The organism is Candidatus Acidiferrales bacterium, assembly GCA_035934015.1.
Taxonomy (GTDB): Bacteria; Acidobacteriota; Terriglobia; order Acidiferrales; family UBA7541; genus DAHUXN01.
The window spans coordinates 40,122-65,469 of the sequence record DASYYH010000023.1; the positions used below are offsets into that span (position 1 = coordinate 40,122).

Annotated in this window: 20 protein-coding genes; all 20 read right to left on the reverse strand. The window is 56.7% G+C overall.

What is annotated here, in order from left to right:
• Positions 1–31: 31 nt before the first annotated feature.
• On the reverse strand, positions 32–1,741 hold the full coding sequence (locus VGR81_10940; protein HEV2289458.1) for a carbamoyltransferase C-terminal domain-containing protein: 1,710 nt from the start codon (positions 1,739–1,741) through the stop codon (positions 32–34).
• Between the two features lie 10 nt (positions 1,742–1,751).
• Positions 1,752–2,963 carry an NAD(P)/FAD-dependent oxidoreductase gene (locus VGR81_10945; protein HEV2289459.1) on the reverse strand — a complete coding sequence of 404 codons (1,212 nt, stop codon included), beginning with the start codon at positions 2,961–2,963 and terminating at the stop codon, positions 1,752–1,754.
• Between the two features lie 152 nt (positions 2,964–3,115).
• Positions 3,116–4,177, reverse strand: coding sequence for an MraY family glycosyltransferase (locus tag VGR81_10950; GenBank protein HEV2289460.1), 1,062 nt, complete (start codon positions 4,175–4,177; stop codon positions 3,116–3,118).
• 4 nt (positions 4,178–4,181) lie between these two features.
• Positions 4,182–5,411 carry a glycosyltransferase family 4 protein gene (locus tag VGR81_10955; protein ID HEV2289461.1) on the reverse strand — a complete coding sequence of 410 codons (1,230 nt, stop codon included), beginning with the start codon at positions 5,409–5,411 and terminating at the stop codon, positions 4,182–4,184.
• A gap of 74 nt (positions 5,412–5,485) precedes the next feature.
• A complete protein-coding gene (locus tag VGR81_10960) occupies positions 5,486–7,279 on the reverse strand; it encodes a carbamoyltransferase (GenBank protein ID HEV2289462.1) in 1,794 nt (597 codons plus the stop codon).
• Between the two features lie 42 nt (positions 7,280–7,321).
• A complete protein-coding gene (asnB, locus tag VGR81_10965; GenBank protein ID HEV2289463.1) occupies positions 7,322–9,292 on the reverse strand; it encodes an asparagine synthase (glutamine-hydrolyzing) in 1,971 nt (656 codons plus the stop codon).
• Positions 9,293–9,445: 153 nt separating this feature from the next.
• On the reverse strand, positions 9,446–10,753 hold the full coding sequence (locus VGR81_10970; protein HEV2289464.1) for a glycosyltransferase: 1,308 nt from the start codon (positions 10,751–10,753) through the stop codon (positions 9,446–9,448).
• Positions 10,740–11,840, reverse strand: a complete 1,101-nt coding sequence (locus VGR81_10975; GenBank protein HEV2289465.1) for a glycosyltransferase family 4 protein — start codon at positions 11,838–11,840, stop codon at positions 10,740–10,742. The genes VGR81_10970 and VGR81_10975 overlap by 14 nt, the downstream gene beginning before the upstream one ends.
• Positions 11,841–11,902: 62 nt before the next feature.
• Positions 11,903–13,114 carry a glycosyltransferase family 4 protein gene (locus VGR81_10980; GenBank protein ID HEV2289466.1) on the reverse strand — a complete coding sequence of 404 codons (1,212 nt, stop codon included), beginning with the start codon at positions 13,112–13,114 and terminating at the stop codon, positions 11,903–11,905.
• The gene (locus VGR81_10985; protein HEV2289467.1) at positions 13,111–14,736 is read right to left on the reverse strand and encodes a hypothetical protein; all 1,626 of its coding nucleotides are present in this window, start codon (positions 14,734–14,736) and stop codon (positions 13,111–13,113) included. The genes VGR81_10980 and VGR81_10985 overlap by 4 nt, the downstream gene beginning before the upstream one ends.
• Before the next feature lie 126 nt (positions 14,737–14,862).
• Entirely contained in the window at positions 14,863–16,074 is a 1,212-nt protein-coding gene (locus VGR81_10990) for a glycosyltransferase family 4 protein (GenBank protein ID HEV2289468.1), read from the reverse strand.
• Positions 16,067–17,170, reverse strand: a complete 1,104-nt coding sequence (locus VGR81_10995) for a hypothetical protein (GenBank protein ID HEV2289469.1) — start codon at positions 17,168–17,170, stop codon at positions 16,067–16,069. The genes VGR81_10990 and VGR81_10995 overlap by 8 nt, the downstream gene beginning before the upstream one ends.
• The gene (locus VGR81_11000; protein ID HEV2289470.1) at positions 17,167–18,237 is read right to left on the reverse strand and encodes a glycosyltransferase; all 1,071 of its coding nucleotides are present in this window, start codon (positions 18,235–18,237) and stop codon (positions 17,167–17,169) included. Before VGR81_11000 ends, VGR81_10995 begins: the two co-directional genes overlap by 4 nt.
• A 98-nt stretch (positions 18,238–18,335) precedes the next feature.
• Positions 18,336–19,430, reverse strand: coding sequence for a glycosyltransferase (locus tag VGR81_11005; protein ID HEV2289471.1), 1,095 nt, complete (start codon positions 19,428–19,430; stop codon positions 18,336–18,338).
• 1 nt (position 19,431) lies between these two features.
• The gene (locus VGR81_11010) at positions 19,432–20,265 is read right to left on the reverse strand and encodes a methyltransferase domain-containing protein (protein HEV2289472.1); all 834 of its coding nucleotides are present in this window, start codon (positions 20,263–20,265) and stop codon (positions 19,432–19,434) included.
• A gap of 20 nt (positions 20,266–20,285) precedes the next feature.
• Entirely contained in the window at positions 20,286–20,861 is a 576-nt protein-coding gene (locus tag VGR81_11015) for a TylF/MycF/NovP-related O-methyltransferase (GenBank protein ID HEV2289473.1), read from the reverse strand.
• Between the two features lie 89 nt (positions 20,862–20,950).
• Positions 20,951–22,222 (reverse strand): ABC transporter ATP-binding protein, encoded by a 1,272-nt coding sequence (locus tag VGR81_11020; GenBank protein ID HEV2289474.1) that lies wholly within the window; start codon positions 22,220–22,222, stop codon positions 20,951–20,953.
• Between the two features lie 17 nt (positions 22,223–22,239).
• Complete coding sequence (locus VGR81_11025) at positions 22,240–23,094, reverse strand: ABC transporter permease (protein HEV2289475.1); 855 nt, start codon at positions 23,092–23,094, stop codon at positions 22,240–22,242.
• Positions 23,091–24,590 carry a glycosyltransferase family 39 protein gene (locus VGR81_11030; protein HEV2289476.1) on the reverse strand — a complete coding sequence of 500 codons (1,500 nt, stop codon included), beginning with the start codon at positions 24,588–24,590 and terminating at the stop codon, positions 23,091–23,093. The genes VGR81_11025 and VGR81_11030 overlap by 4 nt, the downstream gene beginning before the upstream one ends.
• Complete coding sequence (locus tag VGR81_11035) at positions 24,587–25,321, reverse strand: class I SAM-dependent methyltransferase (GenBank protein HEV2289477.1); 735 nt, start codon at positions 25,319–25,321, stop codon at positions 24,587–24,589. The genes VGR81_11030 and VGR81_11035 overlap by 4 nt, the downstream gene beginning before the upstream one ends.
• Between the last annotated feature and the right edge of the window lie 27 nt (positions 25,322–25,348).

Sequence of the window (25,348 nt, forward strand, 5' to 3'; positions counted from 1 at the left end):
GACGGCAAAATATGCAAAATTCCCAGATGCGCTAGGACTTTCTGAGCAAAAAACTGCCGATAACGAGTGCGTCCGTGCCGGAGCAGAAATAACTTCGCACCGCGTGGCGCGGAGAAAGAACCAGCGGTTCGCTGAAGAGATTGAACGAGGTATTCAGCAGGACCGGGGCCGGCGCTTCAGCGCCGAATCCTTTGAGCAGTCCCCAAAACAAAGGATTCGCTTCGCGCGTGACGACGTGCAGGCGGACCAGGTTTCCAGGCAGGGCGCAATCTCCAAACAATCCGCGATGTTCCGAACGCAAGCGGCCCATCGCTGCCATAAATCGCGCCGCTCCGGAGAATTCGAAATATTTTTCAGCGTCTTCCTCCGGTACGGACAGCGCGAATGGGCGAAACGGTTCGCGGTGCTTGACGTAATCGTTCAAGTTTTCTTTCGCGTAGGGTGCCCAGGGCGAAGCGAGCAGGCTGCGGTTTCCGAGCGCGCGCGGGCCAAATTCAGCGGCGCCTTGAAACCACGCCACAATCTTTCCGGCCAGGAGGAGCCGCACCGTTTCCGCGATACGCTGCGCATTGGAGGAAAGCCAGCCGTAATTCGCCTTGCAATTGTCCAGCACCTGTTTGATTTCCTCATTTGAATACGAAGGGCCGAGATAGAGATGAGGCAACGTATCCGGCCTGTTTTTGGCCTCGCCTTCGATTTCGCTGCGCGCGAGCCAGGCTGCGCCAAGTGCTGTTCCTTCGTTTCCCGCCGCGGGCTGGACGAAAACATTTTCATATCCAGCGTTTCCTTCGAGTGCGGAAACCAGAAGCGGATTCAAGAATAATCCGCCCGCGAGGCACAGATTGCCGATGGCGTAGCGCTTGCGAAGCGATTCCGCCAGATCCGTTGCAACGACTTCGCAGGCCTTTTGCAAGCTGCTTGCCAGAGCCGCCCGAGCGCGTTCGTCGGTTTGTGCCTGATTTTCCGGTGCGACCCCGACTTGCTTGTAAAATTTGGGAGAAAAGGCCAGACGGCCTGGGAATCCCCGCTGAAAATAGGAAGAATCCAGCTTTGGAAAAGCGCTGGAGGAACTTCGCAGCATGCGTAGAAAAACATCCACAAAAGCTGGTTCAGCGGTCAGGCTGAGCCACTGCGTCTTGTGCTCATGCTCGTGCGGGCGATACCCGAGCAACTCGGTCACTTGCGAATATATCCAGCCAAGAGAGTGCGGAAACGGAATCGTACGCTCGATGCGGACTCGCCCAGCTTCGCCAATCGCAATGCTGCCGCAGGCACCGTCGCCCTGTTCGTCGAGCGTGAGGATCAGCGCGCGATCGAATGGCGAAGCGAAAAACGCGCTTGCAGCATGGCAAAAATGATGATCGAAAGCCAAAACACGAACTCGCGCTTCGCCAGAAAGCAAGGAAAGAATGCGCAGATTGTTCAGTTCGCTCGAAAGCTCGCCGAAAATCTTGCCTTGGTAATAGGCGCTCGCGACCGGAGCCACTGGCAGGTAGCGCGCTCGAAACGCCGCGCGCCGCGCCCAGGAAGTCCATGGGCGGCTGGCAACGCCGACCGCACCGATTTCGCGCCAAGCGACGCCAGTGCGTTCGAGGCAAAACTGAATGGCGGCTCGCGGAATTCCTGCCGCTGTTCGCGCGCGTAGCAGTTTGGACTCTTCGATGGCTGCGGAAAAGCCGCCGTCGCCAAGTAATGCGGCGGATGAGTCGTGAGTCAGCGCGGAGAGCCCAAGAAAATACATGCGCGAGGGCCTAAAAGTCCGCGCGATTCGCAAATCGCCCGCTCGTCAGCAGGCCGCGAAGACCCATGAGAATCAACCGAGGCTGGCTGATGCAAACGCGCCAGAGGACCTTGAGCGCTTCGTCGCGCGAATAGCGGCTGAGCGAACGTTTGGCCGGCGCATTCAGCGAATCGACCAGACGGCTGTAGTCATCCTGCGTAAAGCGATGCATCGCACGCCGAATCAGGAGATGCAGATCAAGTTCGCGGCGCAATTGCCGGAGCTCCGCGCTCGAACCGCCGCCCAGGATGGCTTCCGCGGCGCCTGCCGCTCCGCGCAGCCCCGTGACAATTCCCCCCACCGTACTTACTTTCACCTGTGCCGCCGCATCTCCGACAAGAAAAACGCTTCCGCCGCCCAGGTTTTTTCGCATGGGCACCCAGTTGCGGTAGACCGGGATTCGTGCGCCTTGAAAACTGACGGCATCGAGTTTTCGCTTCAGCAGAAACGCCTCAAGATGCCTGCGTGCTTCGGAGCCAACCTCGCCGATCAATCCGAGCGCGCCGCGCTCGGCAGATTCCGGTATCAACCAGTAAAAATAGGGCGTATCGTCGGGGACGAACCAGACGCGCACAGTGTCCGGCGTCATATCTTTCGGCAAAGGCACAATCGCCTGAACCAGCGGAACCGTCTCCAGTCTCGGCCAGCCCGCGGACTGCGCCACGCGGCTCGCCGCTCCATCTCCGCCGACGACGACACGCGCCGAAAGGTTCTCCGTGGTTTCTTCTCCTGGCTGCTGCATCTCAAGCGTGATGCCATTTGCATCCGGCGTAAGGCCGCGAAATTTTCGCGCGAAATGGATCTTCGCGCCCGCGCGTTCCGCCCATTCGGCAAGCGAACGAATCAATTTTGCGCGCTCGATAATCAGATCAGGCGCATCCAGATGGATCGTCGCCGCGCGGCCGTCGGTGAAAAGCTCGAATTTGCGAATCTCGTTGACGATGCTGGCCGATCCCGCCTCTTGCAGCAGATCCTTCATGCGACTGGTGACGATCAGCGTGCGCGCTTCGGGGTCGAGCGTCTCGTTTTGCTCGAACACGCGCACGGACACGCCTTCACGCGCCAGCAAAAATGCCGTGAAAAATCCCGCCGCCGACCCGCCGACGACAGCGACATCGGGATCTGCGGAAATATTTTCGCGGTGATTCTTCTGCGAGTCTTTGGGCGCTCGTGCAGTCATCATCTTTCGCTGGGGTTTCCGTCTTTCGATCGTATCCTACTCGTGTTGGGGACCTGCCGCCAAACTACCAAGGACACAGAACGGAGCCGCCAGTATAGCGCAGCATAGCCCGCGCAGAAAACAACACAGGAGAGACAGACTAGAGTCGGGAACGGCTAGAGAGCAACGGGCAGGCCCCCAGGCCTTTCCTGTCGTTCGTAGGGAGAGCGCTCGAGCGCAGCTATGGCAATCCCGCCAAGCAGGATGACCGCCACGCATAGTCCATAAGCAACAACCGGAGGGAAATATGAGATCAGAAACGCCAAAACGCCGAAGATTCCGGCCAGCGCATACATCACAAGCACAGCGCGCTTGTGGCCGAATCCGAGGTTGGAAATTCGGTGCGCCGTATGATCTTTGCCGGGCGAAGTGAATGGCAATAGGCCGCGACGCAAGCGCGAGATGGTGATCAGCGTCGTATCAAAGATGGGTACGCCGAGGATCAAGACCGGCAGGAGCCATTGAGTGGGGAAATGCTCACCGGCGGGCCGCACCTTCAAGCCGAGCGCAGCGGTGAGGAATCCCAGCATCATCGCGCCGCCATCGCCCATAAAAATTTTTGCCGGGGCAAAATTCCAGCGCAAAAAGCCCAGCGCAGCGCCGAGGGTCGCCGCCGCGAGCGTGCACACGAGGATTTGCCCGTTGATCCACGCCGCAATCATGAAGAACGTCGCCGCAATCGCGGCAATCCCGGCACACAGGCCGTCCATGTGATCAAGAATGCTGAACGCCGCGGTGATTCCCACGACCCAAAATAACGTGAGCGCCATATCCAGCAGGCGTCCTACTAAACCGGGGATGAATATAGAAAAAATCTGAGCGTGAATTCCCGTGGCAAGCAGAATGCATCCGGCCAGCGGCATGCTGACGAAAAGCTTGATTTGATGATGCAGCTTGCCCGAATCGTCAAGAATGCCCGTCCCGGCCAGGAGAGTTGCGCCGGCGAGGATGGCAAGAATTTCTCCATGCCAGTTGTTTTGCATGGTGCCAACGACGGCAAGCAGAAATCCGGCGTAGATAGCGGCGCTCCCCAGCAGGGGCACGGGCTTGATATGGATTTTCCGAGTATCCGGCTTGTCGACCATGCCCACGCGCAGGGCAAAAGCTCGCACCGGCATCGTGAGGATCAACGAGCCGAAGAGCGCAATCGCAAAAGCGAACCAAATGTGCCAAATCATTCCGTTATTCCGAAAGACTCATCGCACCACGCACCTCTGCGTGAATTGCTTCTTCTACGACGCCGGTGAATTTTTCCAGTTCGTTTTCTCGCGCATACTTCTCCGCTGCCACGCGCGCTCGCCGACCCATATCCGCCAGCCGCTGCGGATCGCTTTTCAAGGAATGAATCGCGGCAACCACCTGTGCGGGATCGTCGGGATCGGCCACAACGCCGCAACCGGAGGTGCGTACGATGCGCGCCGCATCCGTTTCCTCCGGAGCGACGACCAAAACAGGCCGGCCTGCCGCTAGAATCGAATAGAGTTTGCTGGGAACCACAACGCCGTCCAGTCCGCGCCGAATCGTGACGACATGGACGTCGCCCGCGGCCATGACGCAAGGGATTTCCGTCACCGGCCGGAATGGCAGGAATTTGACGATCTCGCATGAACGACTGGATTCTTCCAGGCGCGCGCGATTCGCTCCATCGCCGACGAAAACCAGGCGGATGCCATTTCGCGGCAGCATGCGCGCAGCTTCGATCAGCGTGTTCCACGCGCCGTAGAAGCCCAAATTTCCTGCGTGCAGCACCACAAACTCAGCCGAGCCACGTATCTCACGGATGGCTGGGTCGTCCGGCTGCGCGGGCACAAAGGAAGTCGAAGTGCCATCGCGAACAACAACAACGCGCTGCGGGTCGACACCCTTCGCCACGATACGGTCGCGCATGTCGTCCCCGAGCACAATGACGTGCTCTGCCGAGCGCAGGGCCCAACGATGCATGCGTTCCCACATGCCGACCCACGTTCGCCGGCGAACGATCTCGCCGCCGACTGCCATATCCGGATAGAGGTCGCGGATGTTGTAGACAAAGGGAATGTCCTTCAGCCGGGCGATTGCCGCGCCGACAATCCCGGCAAACGGCGGGTCGGTCATTGCCAAAACCAAATCCGCCTTGATGGCCAGCGCGCGCGGAAAAGCCAGCAAAACGTAAGAGAGATAATTGGCCACGCGCCGCCGCATGCTCTGACGCGGAAAGGCCGACGAGCCCACCCGCTCGACGACGACATTCTTGCCAATTGCGTCGCGCCTCAGGAGCGCATACGGGTAGTATTCCGTTGGATCATAGGACGGCCGGCCAGCGAGGACGGTCACCTCGTGGTGCGCGGACAATGCCTCGACGACAGTGGCGGCCATTTTGGCTGTCGCCGAAGTGTCAGGCGGAAAATATTCGTTCAGCAATAATATGTGCACAGCGAGTTCCCAAGTGACTCACGGCGCGTGCTGCTTGCGTGACCCTGGAGAGCGAGAGAGCTCTCCAGTTTTTCTCACGACCTATTATTCAACACAGCTGCGGGCGTTTCGTCGCTCGAATTTTCGAGCGGTTTCTTCTCGAGCAAGAGATTTCCCAACACCAATACATCCATTCTTGTGCGTTCAAAACAGGCTAGGGCTTCTGAGGGCTGGCAAACAATCGGTTCGTTATCGTTGAAAGATGTATTTAGCAGGACTGGGACCCCTGTAATGTTACCAAATGTCCGGATCAGACGCCAGTACAAGGGATGCGCATTCCGGCTCACAGTTTGCAATCGCGCCGTCCCGTCCACGTGTGTCGGCGCAGGGATCACTGCGCGTTTGGTCTGCCGCACCGGATATGCGAAGGTCATGAACGGCGAAGGATGCGTGCGCTCGAAATATTCGCCCGTGGATTCCTCGAGGATCGAAGGCGCAAATGGCCGGAAAGCTTCGCGGTGCTTGATCCGGCGATTCAGAGTCTCTTTCATCTGCGCGCGGCGCGGATCGGCCAGAATGCTGCGATTGCCCAGCGCGCGCGGGCCCCACTCTGCACGGCCCTGAAACCACCCGACCACTTTCCCCTGTGCAATGTGATGCGCCGTCGCTTGCACCAATGATTCTTCATCGAGTTCGCTGATTTCCGTGTCCCCGGAACCCGAATGCCAGTTGCAAACGGCCCGCCGGATTTGCTCTGTCTCAAATCCTGGACCCCAAAATGCATGTTCCATCGCGAAGCCGCGCGGCTTTCCGAGAATCTGACAATTCACCGCAAAGGCCGCGCCTATGGAAAGCCCGCCATCGCCCGCGGCCGGCTGCACGTAAATCTGCTCAAAGGGCGTCCGTTCCAGAATTTTCCCGTTGGCGACGCAATTGAATGCGACTCCGCCCGCAAGGCAAAGCGCTTTGGTCTTGGTTTGCTTGTGCAGCGCGTTGAGGTTCGCCAGCAGAACGTCTTCGAGGTGCGTTTGCATGCTGGCCGCGAAATCCTTATGGTGTTGTTCGAGCGGCTGCTCCGGCCTCCTCGCGAGACCGAGACGTTCCTCAAGCAACGGCGAGAAAAGCCTTCCGATGACCGGCGTCTCGTCTGCTTTCTTCCAGGTCATTTCCGGGCCGGATTTGTGATGCGTGAAATAACGGAGGTTGAGGCGGAAACCGATCGGTTCTTCCGTATGAACGATCTGCCGGAGTTCATCGAGATACGCCGGCGCGCCGTACGCGGCGAGGCCCATCACTTTGTACTCGTCGCCGAATTTCAAAAATCCCAGGTACTGCGTCATCGCCGTATAAAACATGCCCAGCGAATGCGGAAACGCAATGGAGCCAGCAATGCGAATTTGCGACCCTTCACCGACGCCCCACATCGTGCTGGCGAAATCGCCCAGACCGTCGGCGGAAAGCACGGCGGCGTGGTCAAACGGCGAGACGAAAAATGTGCTGGCGAGATGCGCTTGGTGATGCTCGATGCGATGGAATTGCGCGCGAATGGTCTGCGGATCGATTTCAAACGCGGCGGCAAGTTCGTCCTTGATTCCGTGGAAGCGCCGGAACACTTTCGCGCGTTCGAGCGCAAATTGCGGCATGCGCATGGCGAAGCGCAGCTTTGTCCCCATGCGCGCCCAGGGATTGCGGGGGATGGCGATGTGATCGACGTCGAAAAATTTCGCGCCGGCAGCGTCAAGGCAATATTGAATGGCCTTGACCGGCAGCCCGGCGGCGTACTTCACGCGATTCAGCCGTTCTTCTTCCACCGCGGCAATCAACTGGCCATCCACGACGATGGCCGCTGACGCGTTGGCGTGGTACGCGTTGATTCCGAGAATGATCATCCGCCGACCCACATGCCTTTTTTGAGAGCTATTCCACCTTAATTAGAATACCGCAGTTGCCGATTTGGTTTCTCGTCGCGCACTCGGACCGCCATCAGCGCTCAAGTTCCTGCGCACCCATTCATTCAGCACGAACAAGCTCCATGGCCGTGACCAGCTTGTCCTGCCAGCCAAAAAATCCTGCCAGACATTTCTGACGGCGGCAGCATTTACGACCGCCGCGAGTTTCGCATCGCAATCCGAAAGTCCTGTCGCGACACGCTGCCGCAATTCGCCTCGCAGCCATCCTTCCCATGGCAAAGTAAATGTCTTCTTCGGCTGCTCGATGATTTCACGAGGAAGCAAATCACCCAGCGCTTCCGCGAGCAGCACCTTGCGCATTCCCTTCATTTGTTTCGTGGCGCCCGGAAGCGCAAGCACGAGCTCGACGAGCCGCGTATCCAGAAATGGCACGCGAACTTCCAGCGAATGGCGCATGCTCATGGTATCGGTATCGCGCAGAAGCATGTTGACAAGATACGAGCGAGTTTCCAGCCAGGAAACGGCGTTGAATGCGTCCAGTTTCCCCGCTTCTCGCGCCGCATTCGATAGCCAATCCATCCAGGGTGCTGCGTCCGCGCCATCGTCGTTTTTCGGCAGGAGCTCCGCGAGAGCGTCTGACGAAAAAAGAGTTCGCGTGAAAAAATACGGATGCGGGAATCCCTGCGGACTCGTGAATGCCGCCGTCATCTTGCGGATCACGTCCGGACGGCGGCTCCGTGCGGCCCATGCGTTCAGCGGAGCAGCTCCGCCGCGCCGAATGGCAGCCGGAATCCACCGCGAAGACGCGATCAGTCGCGCAATCTGTGCCGTCGAACGAAATGTCGAATACCCGCCGAAAAGTTCATCGCTGCCAAGGCCCGAAAGCGCGACTTTCAATCCGGCTTGGCGCGCAGCCCAGGAAACAAAGAACGTATTCACACCGTCGGCGCTCGGCTGGTCGAAGGCCATCACTGCTTCGTCGAGCCGTGACTTCATTTCCTCGCCGCTCAAGATGAACTCCGCGTGCTCCGTTCCCAGTTGTTCTGCCGAGTGCCGCGCGATCTGACCTTCGTTGAAATCCTGCTCAGGAAAAACGACAGTGAACGTCTTGATGCCCGGATGCTGTCGGCTCGCAACTGCGGCGATCGCCGTCGAATCCATGCCGCTGCTCAAGAAAACGCCCACAGGAACATCGGCAATCAGATGGCGGCGAACAGCATCTTCGAAACAGGTCCTTACGCATGCGGCTGGCGATTCAGCATGCGCTCTCTCTTTCGATTCCTGCGGAATATCCGCGAGGCTCCAATAACAATTTGGCCGGAAAGAATTCGCCGGCGAATCGCAGGAGACGTAGCCTCGGTAGCCCGGCGGCAGCGAGTCGACGCCTTCGAGCAACGTCATCGGCTCGCCGATAGATCCGAAAAGCAGATAGCTCGAAACTGCGGCGGGCGACAATTGCCGTGGAACGCAATCGCCCGCAAGCAGCGCGCGAACTTCAGAAGCAAAATAGAAATTGCCGCCGGCACTCGCGTAATAGAGGGGCTTAATGCCCAGGCGATCGCGCGCGAGGAAAATGCGCCTCGGCCGTCCCGCCTTTCCGTCCAGCATTTCAAGAATTGCGAACGCAAACATCCCGCGCAGTTCGCGCACGCAGTCCTCTCCCCAGGTTTCATAAGCGTGGATGATGACTTCCGTGTCGGATTGCGTCCGGAAAATGTGTCCCTTGGATTCGAGCGACGCGCGCAAGTCGCGATAGTTGTATATCTCGCCATTGAAAACGACAGCGAGCGTTTCTGCCTCATTCCAGATCGGCTGATTGCCGCCGGGAAGATCGATAATACTGAGGCGCCGCATGCCGATGGCCGCGCGCGGAGCAACAAATACCCCTTCGCCATCCGGCCCGCGATGCGTCATCGCGTCCATCATGCGCTGAAGCCGCGGCGCTGAGTTTTTTTGGTTGTCCGAGCCGATGATCCCGCAGATTCCGCACATTTAATTCTCTAGCTCGCGCGTGGGCTTGCCGCTCAACATCGTACTGAACTCGATCGCAAAGTGTCACGAATCATTCTGGACGACATTTAACTTGAAAATGTTCGCTGCTTGATTCGCAACCGTCGTTTGAAAATCGTCGGCCGGACGAAACTTTCAAGCTGGCTTGGACTGCGATGCCGCTTCGCGATAAAGCTCCTCCATTTGTGTTAGCGGTTCGTCCCAGGAAAGACCGCGAATCGCGCTGGGGCAAGCGTCGCGGAATTCTTGAGCAAGGCGATTGTCCTGAAGCAGCGCTTTTAGCGCGTCCGCAACCGCGCGCGTGTCGTGCGGAACAACCAGTCCAGTTTTCCCTTCGATCAGCGGCGCAATCCCACATTGGTTACTGACAATTACTGGCGTGCCGCAGGCCATGGCTTCGGCCGCGGAGTTTCCGAAGTTCTCGTTTTGCGATGGCAGGGCGAATACATCCGCATCGCGATACGCGGCCCATTTCGCTTCATCATAGATTGGCCCAGTGAATAAAACGCTCTCGGAGATGCCCAGCGCTGCCGCGCGTGATCGCAAATTTGTAATGTAGCTGGCTTCTTCCGTCGGCCCGGCGAAGACCAGAACTGAATTCTTCGCGTCCGGCGCTTCGCGGAGCATGCGCGCAAATGCGTCGAGCAATAGATCGGGACTCTTCTTCGCAACGATACGGCCAAGAAACAGGACAATCTGCGTCTGCGGCTCGATTTTCCATTTCCGGCGAAAGCCCCCACGTTCGGGCAGTCGCTCGGGAACATCGATTCCGTTTCTCCGCACGACGACGCGCGCCGAATCGATTCCCCCCGCGACGAGTTCCCGCTTTTCCTGCTCCGCTGTCGCGATCATACGGTATGCGCCCTGCAGAAGCCGCCTTCCAAAGACCGCATGGTAAATTTTTTTCAGCAGCAGGTTGCGAACAATCGGCCGGAACATGCCCATCGGTTCGACGAGATATGGAACGCGATGCCCCCGGCATTCATACGCGACCGCCGGACCCAGGAAATCGTAAAGGCCGTAGATATGGACACAATCGAAATTCGGGATCAGTTGCGCTGCGCATCTCATAAGGCCCGGATTAAAAGTTTCGGCACGATAATGCCCGAACGTGCGAAGAAAGATCGCATCCACGCCGCCTTCCTGCATCTGCCAACCCCAGCGGCCTTCCTCGGCATGCAAATTGGGAACCATCGAAGGTTGAAAGCCGTGATCCGCTGTCAGCACCGTAACAGAATGTCCGCGCGCCGCCAGCCCAAGCGCAATCGCGCGGACTTTGACAACAGGCCCGCCCTTCTCCTGAAAGGGATAATAGGACTGCACGATTTTCAAAATGCGCATGTGCTTTGAGGTTGAGCCGGACGGCATGGGAGTACCCGGAAATTCAGTGGTTCCCTCCGAGGGCAGTCTTTCCGATTTTACGCCGACGTTATGTCCGCTCATCCACGCCTAATAGTTTTTCCCATTCGCGCCGAAATTGATTGAAGCCATAACGGCTGCGGACGATTTCTCCCGCGCGTCTTCCCAATTTCTGTCTCAAGTCGTTATTTGAAAGAAGCGTGCGCAGGGCGCCGCTCACCGACGCCGGATTCCTTGGATCTGCCAGGATGCCCGTCTCCCCGTCGTCGATGATATCCGGAATGCCGCCGAAAGGAGTACCGATGAGTGGCTTCTCGAACGCCATGGCTTCTAGAAAAACCAGCCCAAACCCTTCACCCATGCTTGGCAAGGCAAATATTTCGGCGTGCACGTAGCAAGCGGCGAGTTCCCTTCGCGAAAGATTTGTCAGGAAGCGAATCTTATGTGCCGCAGTGGACTCCTGCGCGAGGTTCCACAATCGCGCGAGATCATCTCCTTGTCCAACGAGCACCAGATGTACACCCGGGAATTCCTTCGATAGTTCTCCGAATACCTGGATAAGAAGGTCCGCGCCCTTGTAGCGCTCGTTCGCAGCCCAGCGGCCAACGGAAAGGACGACTCTTCCGCTGGGAAATTCTTGCGGAAGCACGAGTCCCGCTGGCGAGCGCGCCAATTCGGCCATTTCCTGATCCAAGGGCCACGGCACGCGTCTGATTTTTGTTTCCACAATTTTTTGCGCCGCGCTCAACCTCCTTGCTGTATCGCTGCTCGGAGCTACAATGATATCCGCGCGCCGCAACGACACGCGGCAAATGTGCGGAAGGGGCGTCCACACTTCGATCCCATGCGTCCCGACGATCACTCGCGCGTGGCGCGCGAAAAACCGCATCGTGGCGGCCATAGGAGCGAGATTGGGGTGCGCCGCAAAGATAATTTTTGGACATGCGCGCGCGGCGCGCAATGCGGCGAGGACAAACCGCAATTTCTGACGATCGAACCCGCGAAAGCGGAATCGCTGTTCGCCCGTACCGGTTTCGTGTTCGCCCTTGCTGTCGTTGAGGCTGAAAAACTCGTAGTGCCACCCTTGCGAATCGGCGATCGTAGCGAATGCTGCGGCCGTTTGCCGCCCGGCCGTCTCAATTCCGCCAACCGAAAGGAACGCGGGAAACATCGCGACAATCATGAGCGATTGGCCTCCAGACTTTCTTTGTCGCGTTTTGTTCGGAGAGTGATTCAGGCACCCGCACGCTGCACACCACCTGAAGTCAACTTCTTCCGCAAGACCTCGCAAAGGACCTCGTCAAACTCTCGCGCGCTGCGTTCCCACGTGAATCGCCGCGCAGTCTCCGCTGCTTTTTCGCCAAGCCCCTGGCGCAAGCTCGTGTCCTCGTAGAGCGAGCGAATTTTCGCTGCCAAATCCTCTGCATTCACGGCATCTTGCATAATCAATCCATCTTGCCCGTTCGTGATGATTTCCGAAACGCCGCATTTCGCTGTAACAATCACGGGCAATCCGCACGCCATGGCTTCCGCGGGGGGCAAAGGCAACGCGTCCTCCTTCGAGGGCCCCGTGTAAACATCCGCTGCCGCGTAATAGAATTCCACATCTTTCCTGGGCGGCCCCAAATCGACTCGTTTCATGAGCGATTTTTCCTGAATGGCTTTGATATACGGTGTGCGGTCATCTGTTCCCACAACCAGCAAGTGCAGCGGCAATTCTTTGAGCCGGTCCATCGCGTCGAGCAAAGTTGACAGTCCTTTATTCAACCAGTCGTTGCCGATCAGCAGGAGCGCGAATTCGTTCGCCTTTACATGCAATTCCTCACGTGCTGCCGTGCGCAATTCGAGGCGTCGCACGGGATTGAAAACGCCGTGATCTAATCCAAAATACACAACCGGAGACGGATCCGCGCGCCCGTAGAATTCCTGCAGCCCATCGGAAATCCTTTGCGCGATGACAAGCAGCGCGACATCCGGTTTCCGATATAAATGGCGCTCAAGTTTTGCGATGAGATGGTAATAAATCTTCCGGTGGAGGAGTCGCGGCCAATCGGACAGCGGGTGATCACGAAGGCGCATGGACGCGGTGTTCTTGCGCAGCAGTTCGGCAAACATGATGTGAACGGATATGACATCCGCGTTCAGGCAGTTGACACCCGGGCTGTAGGTCAGGTCGTATCGCAATCCCCGAACTGCGCGATCCCAGGCACGCCAAAGGTGATTGGCTGCAAACCACCATACGTAACCTAGCAGATGAGGGCCAGGAAGTTTCGGTATGCGATGCCATTGGATTCGAGACAAGTCCAGGTCTTCCACACCCTGACTGTAAACATGCACTTCAAAATGCTCCGGAATTCCGTTCAGCCATTCGACGACTGATCGTTCTGTGCCGTGGCGTTTGTCCAGAAAGGGAGAAATCACGGCCAAACGATATTTTTGCTTCATCGATCAACCGGCAGAGCGCGGAGTCCATCAGTGGAATTGTTCGGCAGCGCTTGATTTGCGGTGATTTCTGGAAGACGGAACAAGACGCCCACGAGAATCCATAGAAACGCGTTGTTGACAAAATTTTGATAGATGTCGAGGCCAAGGAACGCGAGCGGATAGAGCAGCACAAACGCATACCAGAAGATCGCCATCGCAACAGGAAAGAGGCGTGTCTGTCGCAGCGATCCAACGATTTTCCAACAGGCCCATACCAGAGAAGCCGTCCACAGAATCCAAAGAATGGGCGCGAGGATTCCCATTTCAACGATGAGTTGACCGTAACCTTCTTCAACTCCAATATCAGGCGGTGGGCCAGTCAGCTTGCTCACATATTGAACGCCGAGAGATGCCGTCCCCGTACCGTTTCCCACGATCCAGTGCGGCCTCGAAAATGCGTCCATTAAATTCAACAGCGGGTAATTCCAGGCGCGGTAGCTCAGTTCATAGGCCGAACTGTTGGGCAGAAGCGTCTCTGAATAGAAATCAAATCGCGAGGCGGCCGCGGAAGGAAAAAACGCGACAAAGATCGCCAGTCCAACCGCCGCGATACCGATGCTTCGGCGGATGGACTTCATCAACCGCCGGCCCGGCGTGCTTTGCACCGGCACGCCCCAGAGGTATGCTGCCGCCATCACCAGCATGCTGATCAAAAAATACATCAGTGCGGTGCGGGAGCCACTCAGCAAAACGGCGATCGCAATCAGAGCGATTCCGGCGAGAATGAATTTCCGTTTTCGCAGCTTCGAGAGAACAAAGTACCCCGCCGCACCCAGACCGACGATGGTCGCGAGCACAAGATAGAAAGCGAAGCGTCCCGAGCTCACAAACACCGACGACGGCAGAAGAAACATTTGGTTGGTCAACGGCACAGTTTTCTCGAGTGAACCCAGTTCGCGGATATCTGGGGCCAATGTTGCCGGGCTCAAAAAAGTCGGACCAATAACCCCCTGAACGATCCCCAGGGTGGAAATGACGCCGGCGAGCGCCATGAAAGCAATCAAAAATCGCCACAAATCGCGGTCATCGCGAATGAGCGCATACCCGACGAACATCAGCGGCGCGTAATAAAAGTAGAGTTTCATGCCGAGCAAGCCGTAAAGAATGCTCGGCGAATATGGATTGAATACCTGCAGCGCCGCGAGCCAGAAAAACAAGCTGAAGGTCAGCAGGAAAGGCGGGCGAAACGCCTTGGCTTTCCCGCGTCGAATTGCAAGCAGCAAGGAAATGTAGGTTAGTCCGACAAGCGCGTCCTTGGCGAAATAGATCGCCATATTATTGCCGAGATATTTGCGAATGAGATCTTCAAACAGCAGCCAGACAACGAACAGGTAAAATCCCGCGCGCCAGCTTTTAATAATGGTGAATCCGATGCCACATAGCACGAATGCCATGGCCGCAAAGACGACCATGTTGGTTTCGCCTGCGGAGATCCATCCGGCAACTTTCCATGCCGCCGCGATTACAAAGAGGAAAAAAACCAGGGAGATAAATGTCTGTGAACGAAGGAACGGAATGCTGCCGTCGTGCGGGCGAATCACCCTCTCGCGAAAAGCTTCTAGTTTTGCGACCCATGCGCCCATATTCGCCTTGACGGATTCCGAATGCGCGCCACTAGCTTCCGACGTTCAGACCGGGCTGCGAAAGATAATATGCCGTTATCCCGCTCTTCGCCATGTCCCACTCACATTCGCACCAATCGAGAGCGCTCACTTGGCGGCGCGCGGCGCGCGAAGACGTTTCGCACGTTCGACCGCGCTAATAAATGCTTCAATGTATGCGTTGGGTCCCCAGGTTCCCATTCGTTTTCTGGCGGCTTCGCCGAGTTTGCATAGAAGTTCAGGCGAACCAAGTGTCTTCGTCAGCAAAGCAGCGAGCGCGTCGATGTCCCCACAGAGAAATACAAATCCGGTTTCTCCTTCGCGCACCAGATCATATTTTGCGCCGACTCGGTCACTGACGATTACTCCGCGCCCACAGAGCATCGCTTCGTTCACCACCAGGCCGAAGGGCTCGTATTCCGATGGCAGGACGAGCAGATTGCACGCGGTGTAAATGCCCGGCAGAGCTCCTTGGTTCGCAAAGCCGAGAAATCGCGTGCGGTCATCAACACCGAGTGCCCGGGCTTCGTCTTCGAGTTCCCTGCGTATGGAACCTTCACCTGCATAGACAAGATACGCGCCCGGAACATTCGCTTTGGCAAACGCCCGAAGCAAATCTTGCGGCCGTTTCCATGGCTGCAATTTCGCGCAGAAAAGGACAACGGGAGCGTCTTCGGGAATGTTCCATGCGCGGCGAATCGCGGAACGGTCGACTTTCTTCGCCTCAGCGATCCATCGCTCGTTGTCCACAACATAGGGAAGCATCGCGATGCGCTCATCCGGCAAGCCGAGGGAGTGCATCAAAGCCACAGTGCCGCTCGATGGCGCAATCGCCAGATCGGCCATTCCGAATAATCTGGGCCAAAACATTTTTTTGATAAATTGCTTCCAGTTTCGACCGTCTCGCGAATTCAGATTGTGCGAATCGGTGCCGAACATCAGAACCGAGCCGGAAAATTTAGCGGCCAGTGCCGCAATCCAGAACGTCACGGGCTTGTATCCGGTAAAAATCGCCGCGGCATCGAACTTTCCTTTGCGAATTAATTTCCACACGCTGGGATTCATTAGTCCGAGGAAGGATTGTTCGCTGCGCGAAAATGCGTGATTCGGAAGTTGCACCCAACGATATCCTTCGAGCAATGGAATATCCCATGCGACTTCGATCCCGAAGTCGGGATCAAGCGCGCGCTCCGCGCCTTGTAGGCTGCAATAGGCCACGGTGACATCGAGTGACGGATGCTGCGCCATCCTGCGGAAAACGGGCGAAGCGTATTGCACCGGATGCGCGCAGAGCAGAAGTATGCGAAGCCGTTCAGCCATTCCGCAAAGTCCCAATGAATTTTTCTGCGATCACATCCCAGGAAAAATATTTCTTTTGTGCCGCGATATTCCGCTCGCGAAGTTCTCGCCGCACACTCTCATCGCTTAGGACACGTTGCAATGCATCGCTCAGCGCCTGCATATCGCCCAACGGTACCAATAAAACCCCCGCCGCGCTCACGGGAAAGCATTTTTGCGGATCGCCATAGCCGACAAGAGGAACGCCGCTGGCAATCGCGGCCATCACCACGCCGCGTTGCGGAGAGATTTCGCCGCGCACATAGAGCAGAACATCCAATTCCGAGAGAATTTGCGCCGCCTTTTCTCCGGGGAGCACGTCCAGAACTGAAAGATCCAAATCGCAATCATCGAGCCCGCGGTGCAGAAGTGGGCTGGCCGCAACTGCGCCTCTGCCAAAAACAACCAGGCGCAAAGGATGTATCGTCTCGCAGGCGCGGCGAACGATCGCCGCAATTTGTTCTGCTTCTCGAACTCCTGCCGCCCCTTCGGTCACGCAGAAAACGCCCATCGCTAGCGTGTTGCCGTCGCTCGCGCTCTTTTGCTTTGCGTTGGAGATCTCTGGAATGTTGCTTCCGATCGGCACAAAGCTCGATTTTTTATCTTCGTTTGCAAGCCAGTGGATATTTTCCGTGGGAACGGTGAAAATGGCGCTGTCGGCGAGACGATATAGCCGGCGAATGATCCAGTTCTGCATTCCGTGGCGCAATCCGCGGAGAACTCCACCGAATCCTGCGGCGTGGTCGTGAAATCCCTCCGATTCGTGAAAAACCACTGCAAGTTTCGCGCCGTGTCTTTTCAGGACTTTCGCCAGAGTCAAGACGCGAAACGGAATTCCGCGGCGCGACCAGGAAAGCGAAGTGTATTGGAGCAAAACCCAACTGTCGCGCCATGCTTGACTTCCTTTGAAGAGCTTGTGCAACGCGTCCCGCCAGCCAATATTTTCCCATGCGACGCGAACAAGCGAGAGATTCGTCCCGCGGCGCACGAGAGCGGTTCCCAGAAACCGGCAATAATCTTCGACGCCATCAGTCGGCGCGTCCTTCTTTCCCAAGAGAGCAATCCAATTTTGATTCATGCCAATGCGCGGAGGCAATCGGCCAGCGCGGACGAAAGGCTTTCGATTGAATGTTCCTGTGCAATGCGGATCCTTTTTCCCCGTCGAGGGCTATCCACAGGTTCGTCGAGCGCTGATTGTATCGCGTGCGCGAGTTGATCCACGTCGTCGCCGAAATAAATCGCGTCGGAGAACTCGCGTAAGTTCACGATGGAAGTCGACACGACTGGCAGTCCAGCCGAAAAATAATCGAACAGCTTCAGCGGCACGCAGTGGAAATTTTTCTCACTGAAACAGTCATATGGCATGAAGCCAACATCGGAATCTGCTAGCAGATTTTGCAAATGTTCTGGTGAACGCCAGGCAATCGCGTGAACATTGGGAAGTGGGAGGCATTTCGCTTCTCCAAAATGGACGAGATGCCAGTCGGGGCGAGTCTTCAGCAAACCCTCAAGCACGCCGAGGTTCAAACGGTTCGTTACGGGCCCAAGATAGCAGAGGCGAGGTCTTTGGATCGCGAGGAATTCGGCATCCGGCTTGTTTTTACCGCATGGGTTGCGGCTGCAGGACATTCGCGTGACCTGGGGAATCAAGGCAATCTTAAGGCCGTACGTGGCGCGCAGTTCATGGAAGACACTCTTGGGAATTGCCAGGGTTAGGCTGGACATTTCGATATGTACTTCCTGGCCCGGCTCGGGATAATCCATGCAGAGATGAACGAGGGGCAGCCCCCTGCGCTTGAGCTCACGGCACAGCGGTATGAAAAACTCGCCGTGGGGGTAAACAACCAGTGGTTTTTCCAGCCCTAGGGAGACAGCGCTTTTCAGAATCTGATTTGCCACCATCCTTGCCTGCAACTGCGGAAATCCGAGGGCAATGCGGTTGAGCCGATGACCGAGAAATTGTGGCTGCAGGCGATATAGGCGGCTTTCGATTTCTTCCAGATTCCGGCCGTTCGCGCGAAAGCGAGAGACCGGATTTTCACAATAAAGGACCTTGGATCCCAAGCCGACGAATCCGAGTGCGACCCGCTCAGGGACATTGAAGGTTTCCCAGTTCCAGCCAGACAGGACAATTGCATCACGCAAGTGGCACATTCCTTGGACAGATACGAGGATACAAGAATTCGGAAGGTGCTGCGACGATGCAACGGGCCCGGATAGGACAGTCCGAAATCACGTGTTGCTCATATTCTGATGCGCCGACGAGCGGTCTTGTCGACAGTCGACTCACTAGGGCGAGTCACTTCAGGCTGCGTCAAGTACGCCCCACCGATATGCTCTCGCACCGAGCGCAAGCCGTGGGCCGCATACCAGCGGCGAAGTCGATAGAAACTTTTCGGCGGAACCAAGAGCGCAAGGAGCAATACAAAGGTTTTGAACGCTTTGTAGCCAAGATCTGGGTTTCTGTACGCCAGTCTGAAGGAATCTAGCTCTGTGTGGAAAGCTTCGAGCCTGCTTCCCCCTTCGAGCAATAGATGAAGCTGATTTGCTTCCAATCGGTCGGCAGCGAGAAACGCCGAGACGCATTCCTCAGATATCCCAAACCCCGATAATCGTGACGGCAAGTGTTGCAGCAAACCGCGCAATAGTTTGTATTTTGTCCAAAGGGTTTCTTGATTTGGTGAGGAGGAAGCATAGAGATTACCCGAATGGAGGCGGTAAGAACACAGAGGCTGGGCTAAAAGTTGTGCACCAGATATAGCGATCGCCTGTGTGAAAACGAAGTTGTCAAAGAATGGTAATTCCGCCGGGACCGGCAAAGTCTGATCGAGAACTGCACGCCGTATCGCGAACCTGCTCGTTCCCAAGAAGACGCGCAAAGGGGCCGATGACCTCGCCTGAGATATGTCCTCCAGGCTCAAACAATTTCGCGTCGGAATCATCGTGGCACAAACCGCGCCACTCTCGTCCACTTCGTGATAGGCGTGGCCGACGGCGGCGATTTGAGGATGAGCATCGAATGCCGCCACAACTTTGTTGAGCTTGTCAGAAGCCCACCAGTCGTCTCCGTCGAGGAAAGCGACGAATTCGCCGCGGGCTTCGGCGACGCCAGCGTTAAACGCAGAGACCTGACCACCGTTGGCTTTGCGAATGTACCGAATCCTCGGCAGGAATTCTCGGACAATCTCCGAGGTCGCGTCTGTGGAACCGTCGTCGACGACGATGATTTCCATTTGGTTCGCGGGGAAATCCTGATCGATGACGCTCTGGAGGGCTTGCGCAATGTAACGATCATGATTGTAGGTATTAACGAGGACGGAGACAGTAGGCGAACTCACGTCAGTCTTGCACCGAACGTTTAGATATCGCGCAATAAGGTTTTTTCCCCGCGCGCGAGTGCACTTCCTTCCCGACGATCCGGTAAAGTCTTGTTCTAACAAAGTTCCGGATGCAAGCCACAAGAAGTTGGGAGGCTGCCCTTACTCCCCAGAATGATGGTTCGAGAGGTATGAGAGCTTCGAGATAGTTTCTAGGGTGAACTAAACGGAGTTGATTGGTATTGGTTCGCTCAGACTCACTCTTCAAGAGTGCATTTTTCTCCAGAAGCTCTGCGCGCACAAAGAGCAACGTGTTCTGAGCATACCACCATTCCACCGCGTCATTTTCCCACACTCGCTTTCGGATGCAGTCTACGGCTAAATAATTATGTCGCCGGAATAGTGCAACCCACTTGTCGGGCCATTGCTCATTGACATGGTGACTTCCCCCTTGAAATGGGATAGCCGCCGAAAACAAGACGGCCGGAGCGAGGCGAGTAAGAGACTCTACAAAGGTGGCCGCGGAATCAGCAGGGAGGTGCTCGCCAACTTCGAGTGATACGGCTAAGTCGAAGGTGCGCCCGAGCGTGAAGGGTTTTGTGAGGTCGAAGGCTTGGAAGAATTCCCGCGGAATTTGCAAGAGATCTGACGCGACATACTCGCCGTCAATCCCCAGGACGTCCGTTACGCCCAGCCCCCTCAATACGGCAAGCCAACTGCCGTCGCCGCAGCCGACGTCAACAACGCTGCGGACTGGCAGGAACTCCACCACGATAGGTACAATGACTTCGGCGGATCGCCTCGATCCATCTCTTAACGCTTCGTAAAAGCAGTGCGTGTAATGTTCGCTGGACATACATCTCCGCAGGACTTCAATTAAGCGATGATAAAGCAGACTCCTTGGCGAGACTGCCTGATCCTCCATTTTCTCATTACAGCGAATTCATTAATTGCCAGCGTGCAACCCTCCCAGGTGTGGTAATCGTCGACAATAAGCATCCCTCCCGAGGCGACATGAGGGGCGAGGTTGTCCAGAATGCATTTCGTCGATTCATACCAGTCCGCATCCAGCCGCAGCAGAGCAATTGGTTCCAAGAGATTTACCTTTGGCAGTGTCTCGTTGAACCAACCTTTGATGATCTGATAATTCCTGGCTGCAGACATCGACATCACCGACGTCACCTCTTCTTCAGAGGCGGCGCAGTTGTTGAAGTAAATGGGGCTGGTTTTGTTTGATTGCCATGCTAGCGCAGCCGCACCGTCAATTTCCCTCGCGGGCGGAAGGCCTTGGAAACTATCGAAAAGAAGATAGCGGCGGTCGGCCCCCAGCACGTCCGCCATCCCAGCCATCATACCGCCGCGCCAGGTACCGCACTCGACTACGCTTCCGGAAATCTCTCCTATACGAGAAGCGAGACACAAGTTGTCGACATAAATATCAGCTGGAACCATCGTGAAATTCTTGTATTTTTGATAGATCTTGCGAAACCTCCGGTCATCGATGGTGAATCTAACGTAATTCGGAAGCCTCCTGGTGAGCCTTAACACGTTTTACGATCCGACCCGCATGGTTGAAGGATGGACATACTTTCTTCGAAACGGCACAGATACGTCCCAGGAAACGCAATCGGCCCCTTGTTATCATTGACGCCTGCGACGACCTCGAGCGTTGCGGCGCGTTCTATATGGTCCGTCTCTTCGATACGGTCTCTGCCAAGCCACAGACCCATCAGGTAGGTACCCGAGCGTAGCAGAAGCTGTTGAATGCGAAAGCAAACGCGAGCGATTTCCCCGGCGTTCAGCTGGAGAAATTCGCCTTTCTGACAGGTATTCACATCGATGAGGCGATAACCACCCGCATCATAGACAATCACAGCGACAATTGATGCGGGTAAGTCTTGGCGAGCCTCGATTGTCAATTCGATCTCGAGGTCACAGCCCGTGCAAGTGGAATCGAGAAGTGAACCGTCCGCGCGCATGGGCCGAAGCGCGATGGAAGTGAAGATTGCCTTGCCCGTTCCCGTTCGGTGTGTTTTCCGAAGATCAGAATCACAACCGACCGCTTCCATCGCCTGTGTATGGTACGCAGCGGCGACCTTCGACGTCTCGCCCGCGATGGCAATGCGGCCCTTATCAAGTAGAATGCACCGTGAACACAGCATATTCACGGCCCCCATATTGTGCGATACAAACAAAATTGTCCTACCGCCGCGTGAAACCTCTTCCATTTTGCCGAGGCATTTTTTTTGAAACGTTATATCGCCGACGGCGAGGACTTCGTCGACGAGGAGAATTTCGGGCTCGAGATGCGCAGCGACGGCGAAGGCGAGGCGCATCTGCATGCCGCTGCTGTAATGCTTGAGAGGCGTGTCGATGAAGCGCTCGACTTCGGCGAAGGCGACGATTTCTTCGAATTTGCGCTCGATTTCCACTTTGCTCATACCGAGGATGGCGCCGCTCAGGAAAACATTTTCGCGGCCGGTGAGCTCGGGATGAAAGCCGGTGCCGACTTCGAGCAGGCTGCCGATGCGGCCGTGGAGCGTGGCGCGGCCGGCAGTGGGACGCGTGATGCGCGCGAGGAGTTTCAGGAGCGTGGATTTTCCAGCGCCGTTGCGGCCGATGAGGCCGACGACTTCGCCGTGCCGAACTTCGAAGGAAACGTCGCGGACGGCCCAGATGTGGTCCTGCGGCGTGCGCTTGCCGTTAAGGCGAAATGCGTTGGTGAGCACGTCGCGCAGGGCGAGGTAACGCTGGCGCTCGCCGACGCGGTAGCGTTTGCCGATCGATTCGACGCGGATGGCGGCGTTACTCATCGTTTGCGCGCGATGCCTCACACAACATCAGCGATAGTGCCTTCCATTTTCTGAAAATAGAAAAGCCCGGTTGCCAGGACAGCGAGCATGATGACGACCGAGATGATCAGCAAACGGCCCGGAGGGTCGCCGTGGCCGGTCAGCGACCAGCGAAAGCCTTCGAGTACTCCCGCCATGGGATTCAATCCGTACAGCCAGCGCCATTTCGCCGGAACGATGGAGCTCGCATACGCGACGGGCGAGGCGAAAAGCCAAAGCTGAATGAGAAACGGGACGACATAGCGCACGTCGCGATACATGGCGTTCATTGCTGAAAGCCAGAGGCCCGCGCCGACAGCCATTAGGACGACAAGAAAAAGAAAAACGGGAAACCACAGCAACGGCAGGCCGGGACGAATGCGGTAGTAGGCGAGCAACGGAACTAGGAGCAAACAGCCGATGGCGAAATCGAGCAGGCCGGAAAGCACGACGGAAAGCGGCAACGCCAGGCGCGGAAAGTAAACCTTCGTGATCATGGACTGGTTGAGGACCATGGCGTTCGTGGCGTTCGAGAGACTGTTGGCGAAATACATCCAAGGGAGGAGCGCGGCGTAATAAAAAACGAGAATCGGAAGGCCTTCGGTGGGCATGTGGGCGAGTTTGCCGAAGAACAGCGCGAAGACGATCATGGCGAGCACGGGCTGCAAAATCGCCCAGGCTGCGCCGATGGCCGTCTGTTTGTAGCGGATTTTGATTTCGCGCCAGATGAAAAAGTAGACCAATTCGCGGAACTGCCAGAGTTCACGGAAATCCACTTCCCACCAGCCGTGCGGCGGAGCGATGTGCAGAACAGGAGGTTCGGCGGCGATGACGTTGGTATGCGCGGCGGTCATGGCCTGTCTTTTTTCGGCGCGGGATTTGTGGACGGAGCTTCAGTGGGAGATTCGCCGAGCTGACGCAAATCTTTTTTCTCGATCTCCTGCATCAGAGCGTGGCGGTGCGTGAAGTAGCGCTCAAGCGAGCGCGAGAGATCTTCCGGTACGGCGTGAAATTGATTGGACGCCATCGCGCTCCAGGAGATTGGGCCACGGTCGGGGATCAAATGCATGCCCCATTGGAACAGAAGTCCGAGATTCCAGGCAATCAATAATGCCACGAGCGCAGCGGCGCTGGAAATAGCGGCGCGACCGTTGTTCAAAACCTTTTCCCACGCCGAAAGAAGTGCAGCGAGACCGAGGACAAAAATTGGCGTGAGCGAAACAAAAAAGCGATTGCCGAAGGAGGAAATGCCGTCCCAGTCGGGATAGGTGGCGATCAGAAAATAAAAAGCGAGCGAGGAGAGAAGCAGCGCCGCGCCAAGCTGGTGATCGCGCCGCAGCAAGAAAAATATGCCGATGGAGGCGAGCAGGAGGATCGGCGTCCAACTGAAAATGCCGTGATCGGAGGAGAACAAGACCTGCCCGAAAAGCGGATGGGCGAGGCTCCAAACGTGCACTTCGGTGTAACCCATGTCGAAAGGGCTGCCATAGATGATCCATCGCGTGATGAGTGTAGGGAGAAACGCAATGAGCAGCGCGACGCTGAAAACGAAGCCTCGCGAGATAAGCGATGCCAGGTTCGCCAGGCGCTCGGGAGAATTTTTAGGCAGTATGCTTGCTGCAGTTCCCGCCATTTCCGCGACTACGACGAGAAGAAACATCGCATTCGGATAATACATATCGAGCATGAGGCCGGCGATGAGGCCGAGTAAAATCCACTGGCGCAGAGAGCGAGTTCCGCGCGTGCGATCCCAATACCAGAGAAACAAAGCGACCACGAAGGCGGAATGCGCATGCGACCACGACGGATTGAAGTACATGTAGACAATCAGTGAGCTGGCGAACCAGATGCCGAGCGTCGCGAGAAACGCGCAACGTTCGGAGAAATATTTGCGCGCGAGGCGAAACGAAATGAAAAGCGCCAGAAATCCAGCCAAAGCGGTGACAATCGCCATCGTGCCGACATACGGCCAGGAAAAACCGTCGGCGGGGATGCCAGCGCCGAGACGATGGGCGATTGACACCGCAAAATGAGTGACGGCAAGGAACGGTATCCAGATGAGCGCCGGACCAATTGAGAAATGATTATCGACGTAACCAGTGCGCGTGAGTTGGTCGGCGCGCAATTTGCCCGTGGCATCGACGCGGCCGGAGGAAAAGCTGGGGTTGGCGTGAAGCCAATCCTGTTCGAATTGTAGGTTGTGATTAACGACAAGCGCACGCGCGTAGGCGTAGTAACCAACGCCATCGCCGCGCACCCAGGGATTCACGAGCGGAAGAGAGAACGCGAAAATCAAGATCAGAATCTTTTCGTAGCGGCTTAACTTCGATGGAGAAAACAGGGATGTCATTTCCGCGCGACCGCCACCAGACTTTGACCGAGAGGCGGCTCCAGAATCCGTTCGAGCGGGAAGCTCCAGGGAATGACCCAGCGGTCGTACCAGCGTACCTGCGCGGGATTCAGCGTCCGCTGGCGGAAAATCTTTCCCGCGAAAAACCAGGAGGCGACGCCCAGCGCGTTGGCGTATCGAAGCCGCACCAGCTCGAAGCCAGCGTCTTCGATTTTCGCGCGCAACGCCTGTCTACTGTAACGACGAAAGTGGTCGAACGCCTTGTCGAGCGAGCCAAAGTTCCATTCGAGCGCGGGAACAAAGAGAAGGAGATGGCCGCCGGGCGAGAGCGATTGATGAATTTCCGAAAGCAGGCCGGCGTCGTCACCAATGTGCTCGAGGACATTGACCATGACGATGGAGTCGGGTGCTTTCTCGAGATGCGACGGATTGAAAGAGCCCAGGTGCAACTGCACGCGCGCATCGGCGAGAAACTGGCGCTCGAGCGCAGGGAAAAGATTGGCCGCTGCTTCAAAGAGGATCATTTCGCGAACGGCCGGCGCGCCGAGCAGCAATCGAGAAAACGTTCCCGTACCGGCGCCGATTTCGACCACGCGTGTGCCAAGATGCGGCTGGAAAAACTGGAAAATCCAGCGGCAATAATTGCGCGCCTCGGCCATGGCGTCGAGTTCCGTTCCAGTGTAAACGAAGGAAGTGCTTACCGGCGTCGGCGGCGCTTGTGCTTCGGGCATGGGTTATTCAACAGCAACCAAGGGAGC

Excerpts from the sequence above, each read along its gene's own strand:
- VGR81_11025 (HEV2289475.1), bottom strand. The coding sequence starts at position 23,094 with ATGACCGCCGCGCATACCAACGTCATCGCCGCCGAACCTCCTGTTCTG.
- VGR81_10950 (HEV2289460.1), bottom strand. The coding sequence starts at position 4,177 with ATGATTTGGCACATTTGGTTCGCTTTTGCGATTGCGCTCTTCGGCTCG.
- VGR81_10985 (HEV2289467.1), bottom strand. The coding sequence starts at position 14,736 with ATGGGCGCATGGGTCGCAAAACTAGAAGCTTTTCGCGAGAGGGTGATT.
- VGR81_10990 (HEV2289468.1), bottom strand. The coding sequence starts at position 16,074 with ATGGCTGAACGGCTTCGCATACTTCTGCTCTGCGCGCATCCGGTGCAA.
- VGR81_10980 (HEV2289466.1), bottom strand. The coding sequence starts at position 13,114 with ATGAAGCAAAAATATCGTTTGGCCGTGATTTCTCCCTTTCTGGACAAA.
- VGR81_11015 (HEV2289473.1), bottom strand. The coding sequence starts at position 20,861 with ATGGTTCCAGCTGATATTTATGTCGACAACTTGTGTCTCGCTTCTCGT.
- VGR81_10960 (HEV2289462.1), bottom strand. The coding sequence starts at position 7,279 with ATGATCATTCTCGGAATCAACGCGTACCACGCCAACGCGTCAGCGGCC.
- VGR81_10970 (HEV2289464.1), bottom strand. The coding sequence starts at position 10,753 with ATGAGCGGACATAACGTCGGCGTAAAATCGGAAAGACTGCCCTCGGAG.
- VGR81_10975 (HEV2289465.1), bottom strand. The coding sequence starts at position 11,840 with ATGTTTCCCGCGTTCCTTTCGGTTGGCGGAATTGAGACGGCCGGGCGG.
- VGR81_11010 (HEV2289472.1), bottom strand. The coding sequence starts at position 20,265 with ATGTCCAGCGAACATTACACGCACTGCTTTTACGAAGCGTTAAGAGAT.
- VGR81_10995 (HEV2289469.1), bottom strand. The coding sequence starts at position 17,170 with ATGAATCAAAATTGGATTGCTCTCTTGGGAAAGAAGGACGCGCCGACT.
- VGR81_10940 (HEV2289458.1), bottom strand. The coding sequence starts at position 1,741 with ATGTATTTTCTTGGGCTCTCCGCGCTGACTCACGACTCATCCGCCGCA.
- asnB (HEV2289463.1), bottom strand. The coding sequence starts at position 9,292 with ATGTGCGGAATCTGCGGGATCATCGGCTCGGACAACCAAAAAAACTCA.
- VGR81_11035 (HEV2289477.1), bottom strand. The coding sequence starts at position 25,321 with ATGCCCGAAGCACAAGCGCCGCCGACGCCGGTAAGCACTTCCTTCGTT.
- VGR81_10945 (HEV2289459.1), bottom strand. The coding sequence starts at position 2,963 with ATGATGACTGCACGAGCGCCCAAAGACTCGCAGAAGAATCACCGCGAA.
- VGR81_11020 (HEV2289474.1), bottom strand. The coding sequence starts at position 22,222 with ATGAGTAACGCCGCCATCCGCGTCGAATCGATCGGCAAACGCTACCGC.
- VGR81_11030 (HEV2289476.1), bottom strand. The coding sequence starts at position 24,590 with ATGACATCCCTGTTTTCTCCATCGAAGTTAAGCCGCTACGAAAAGATT.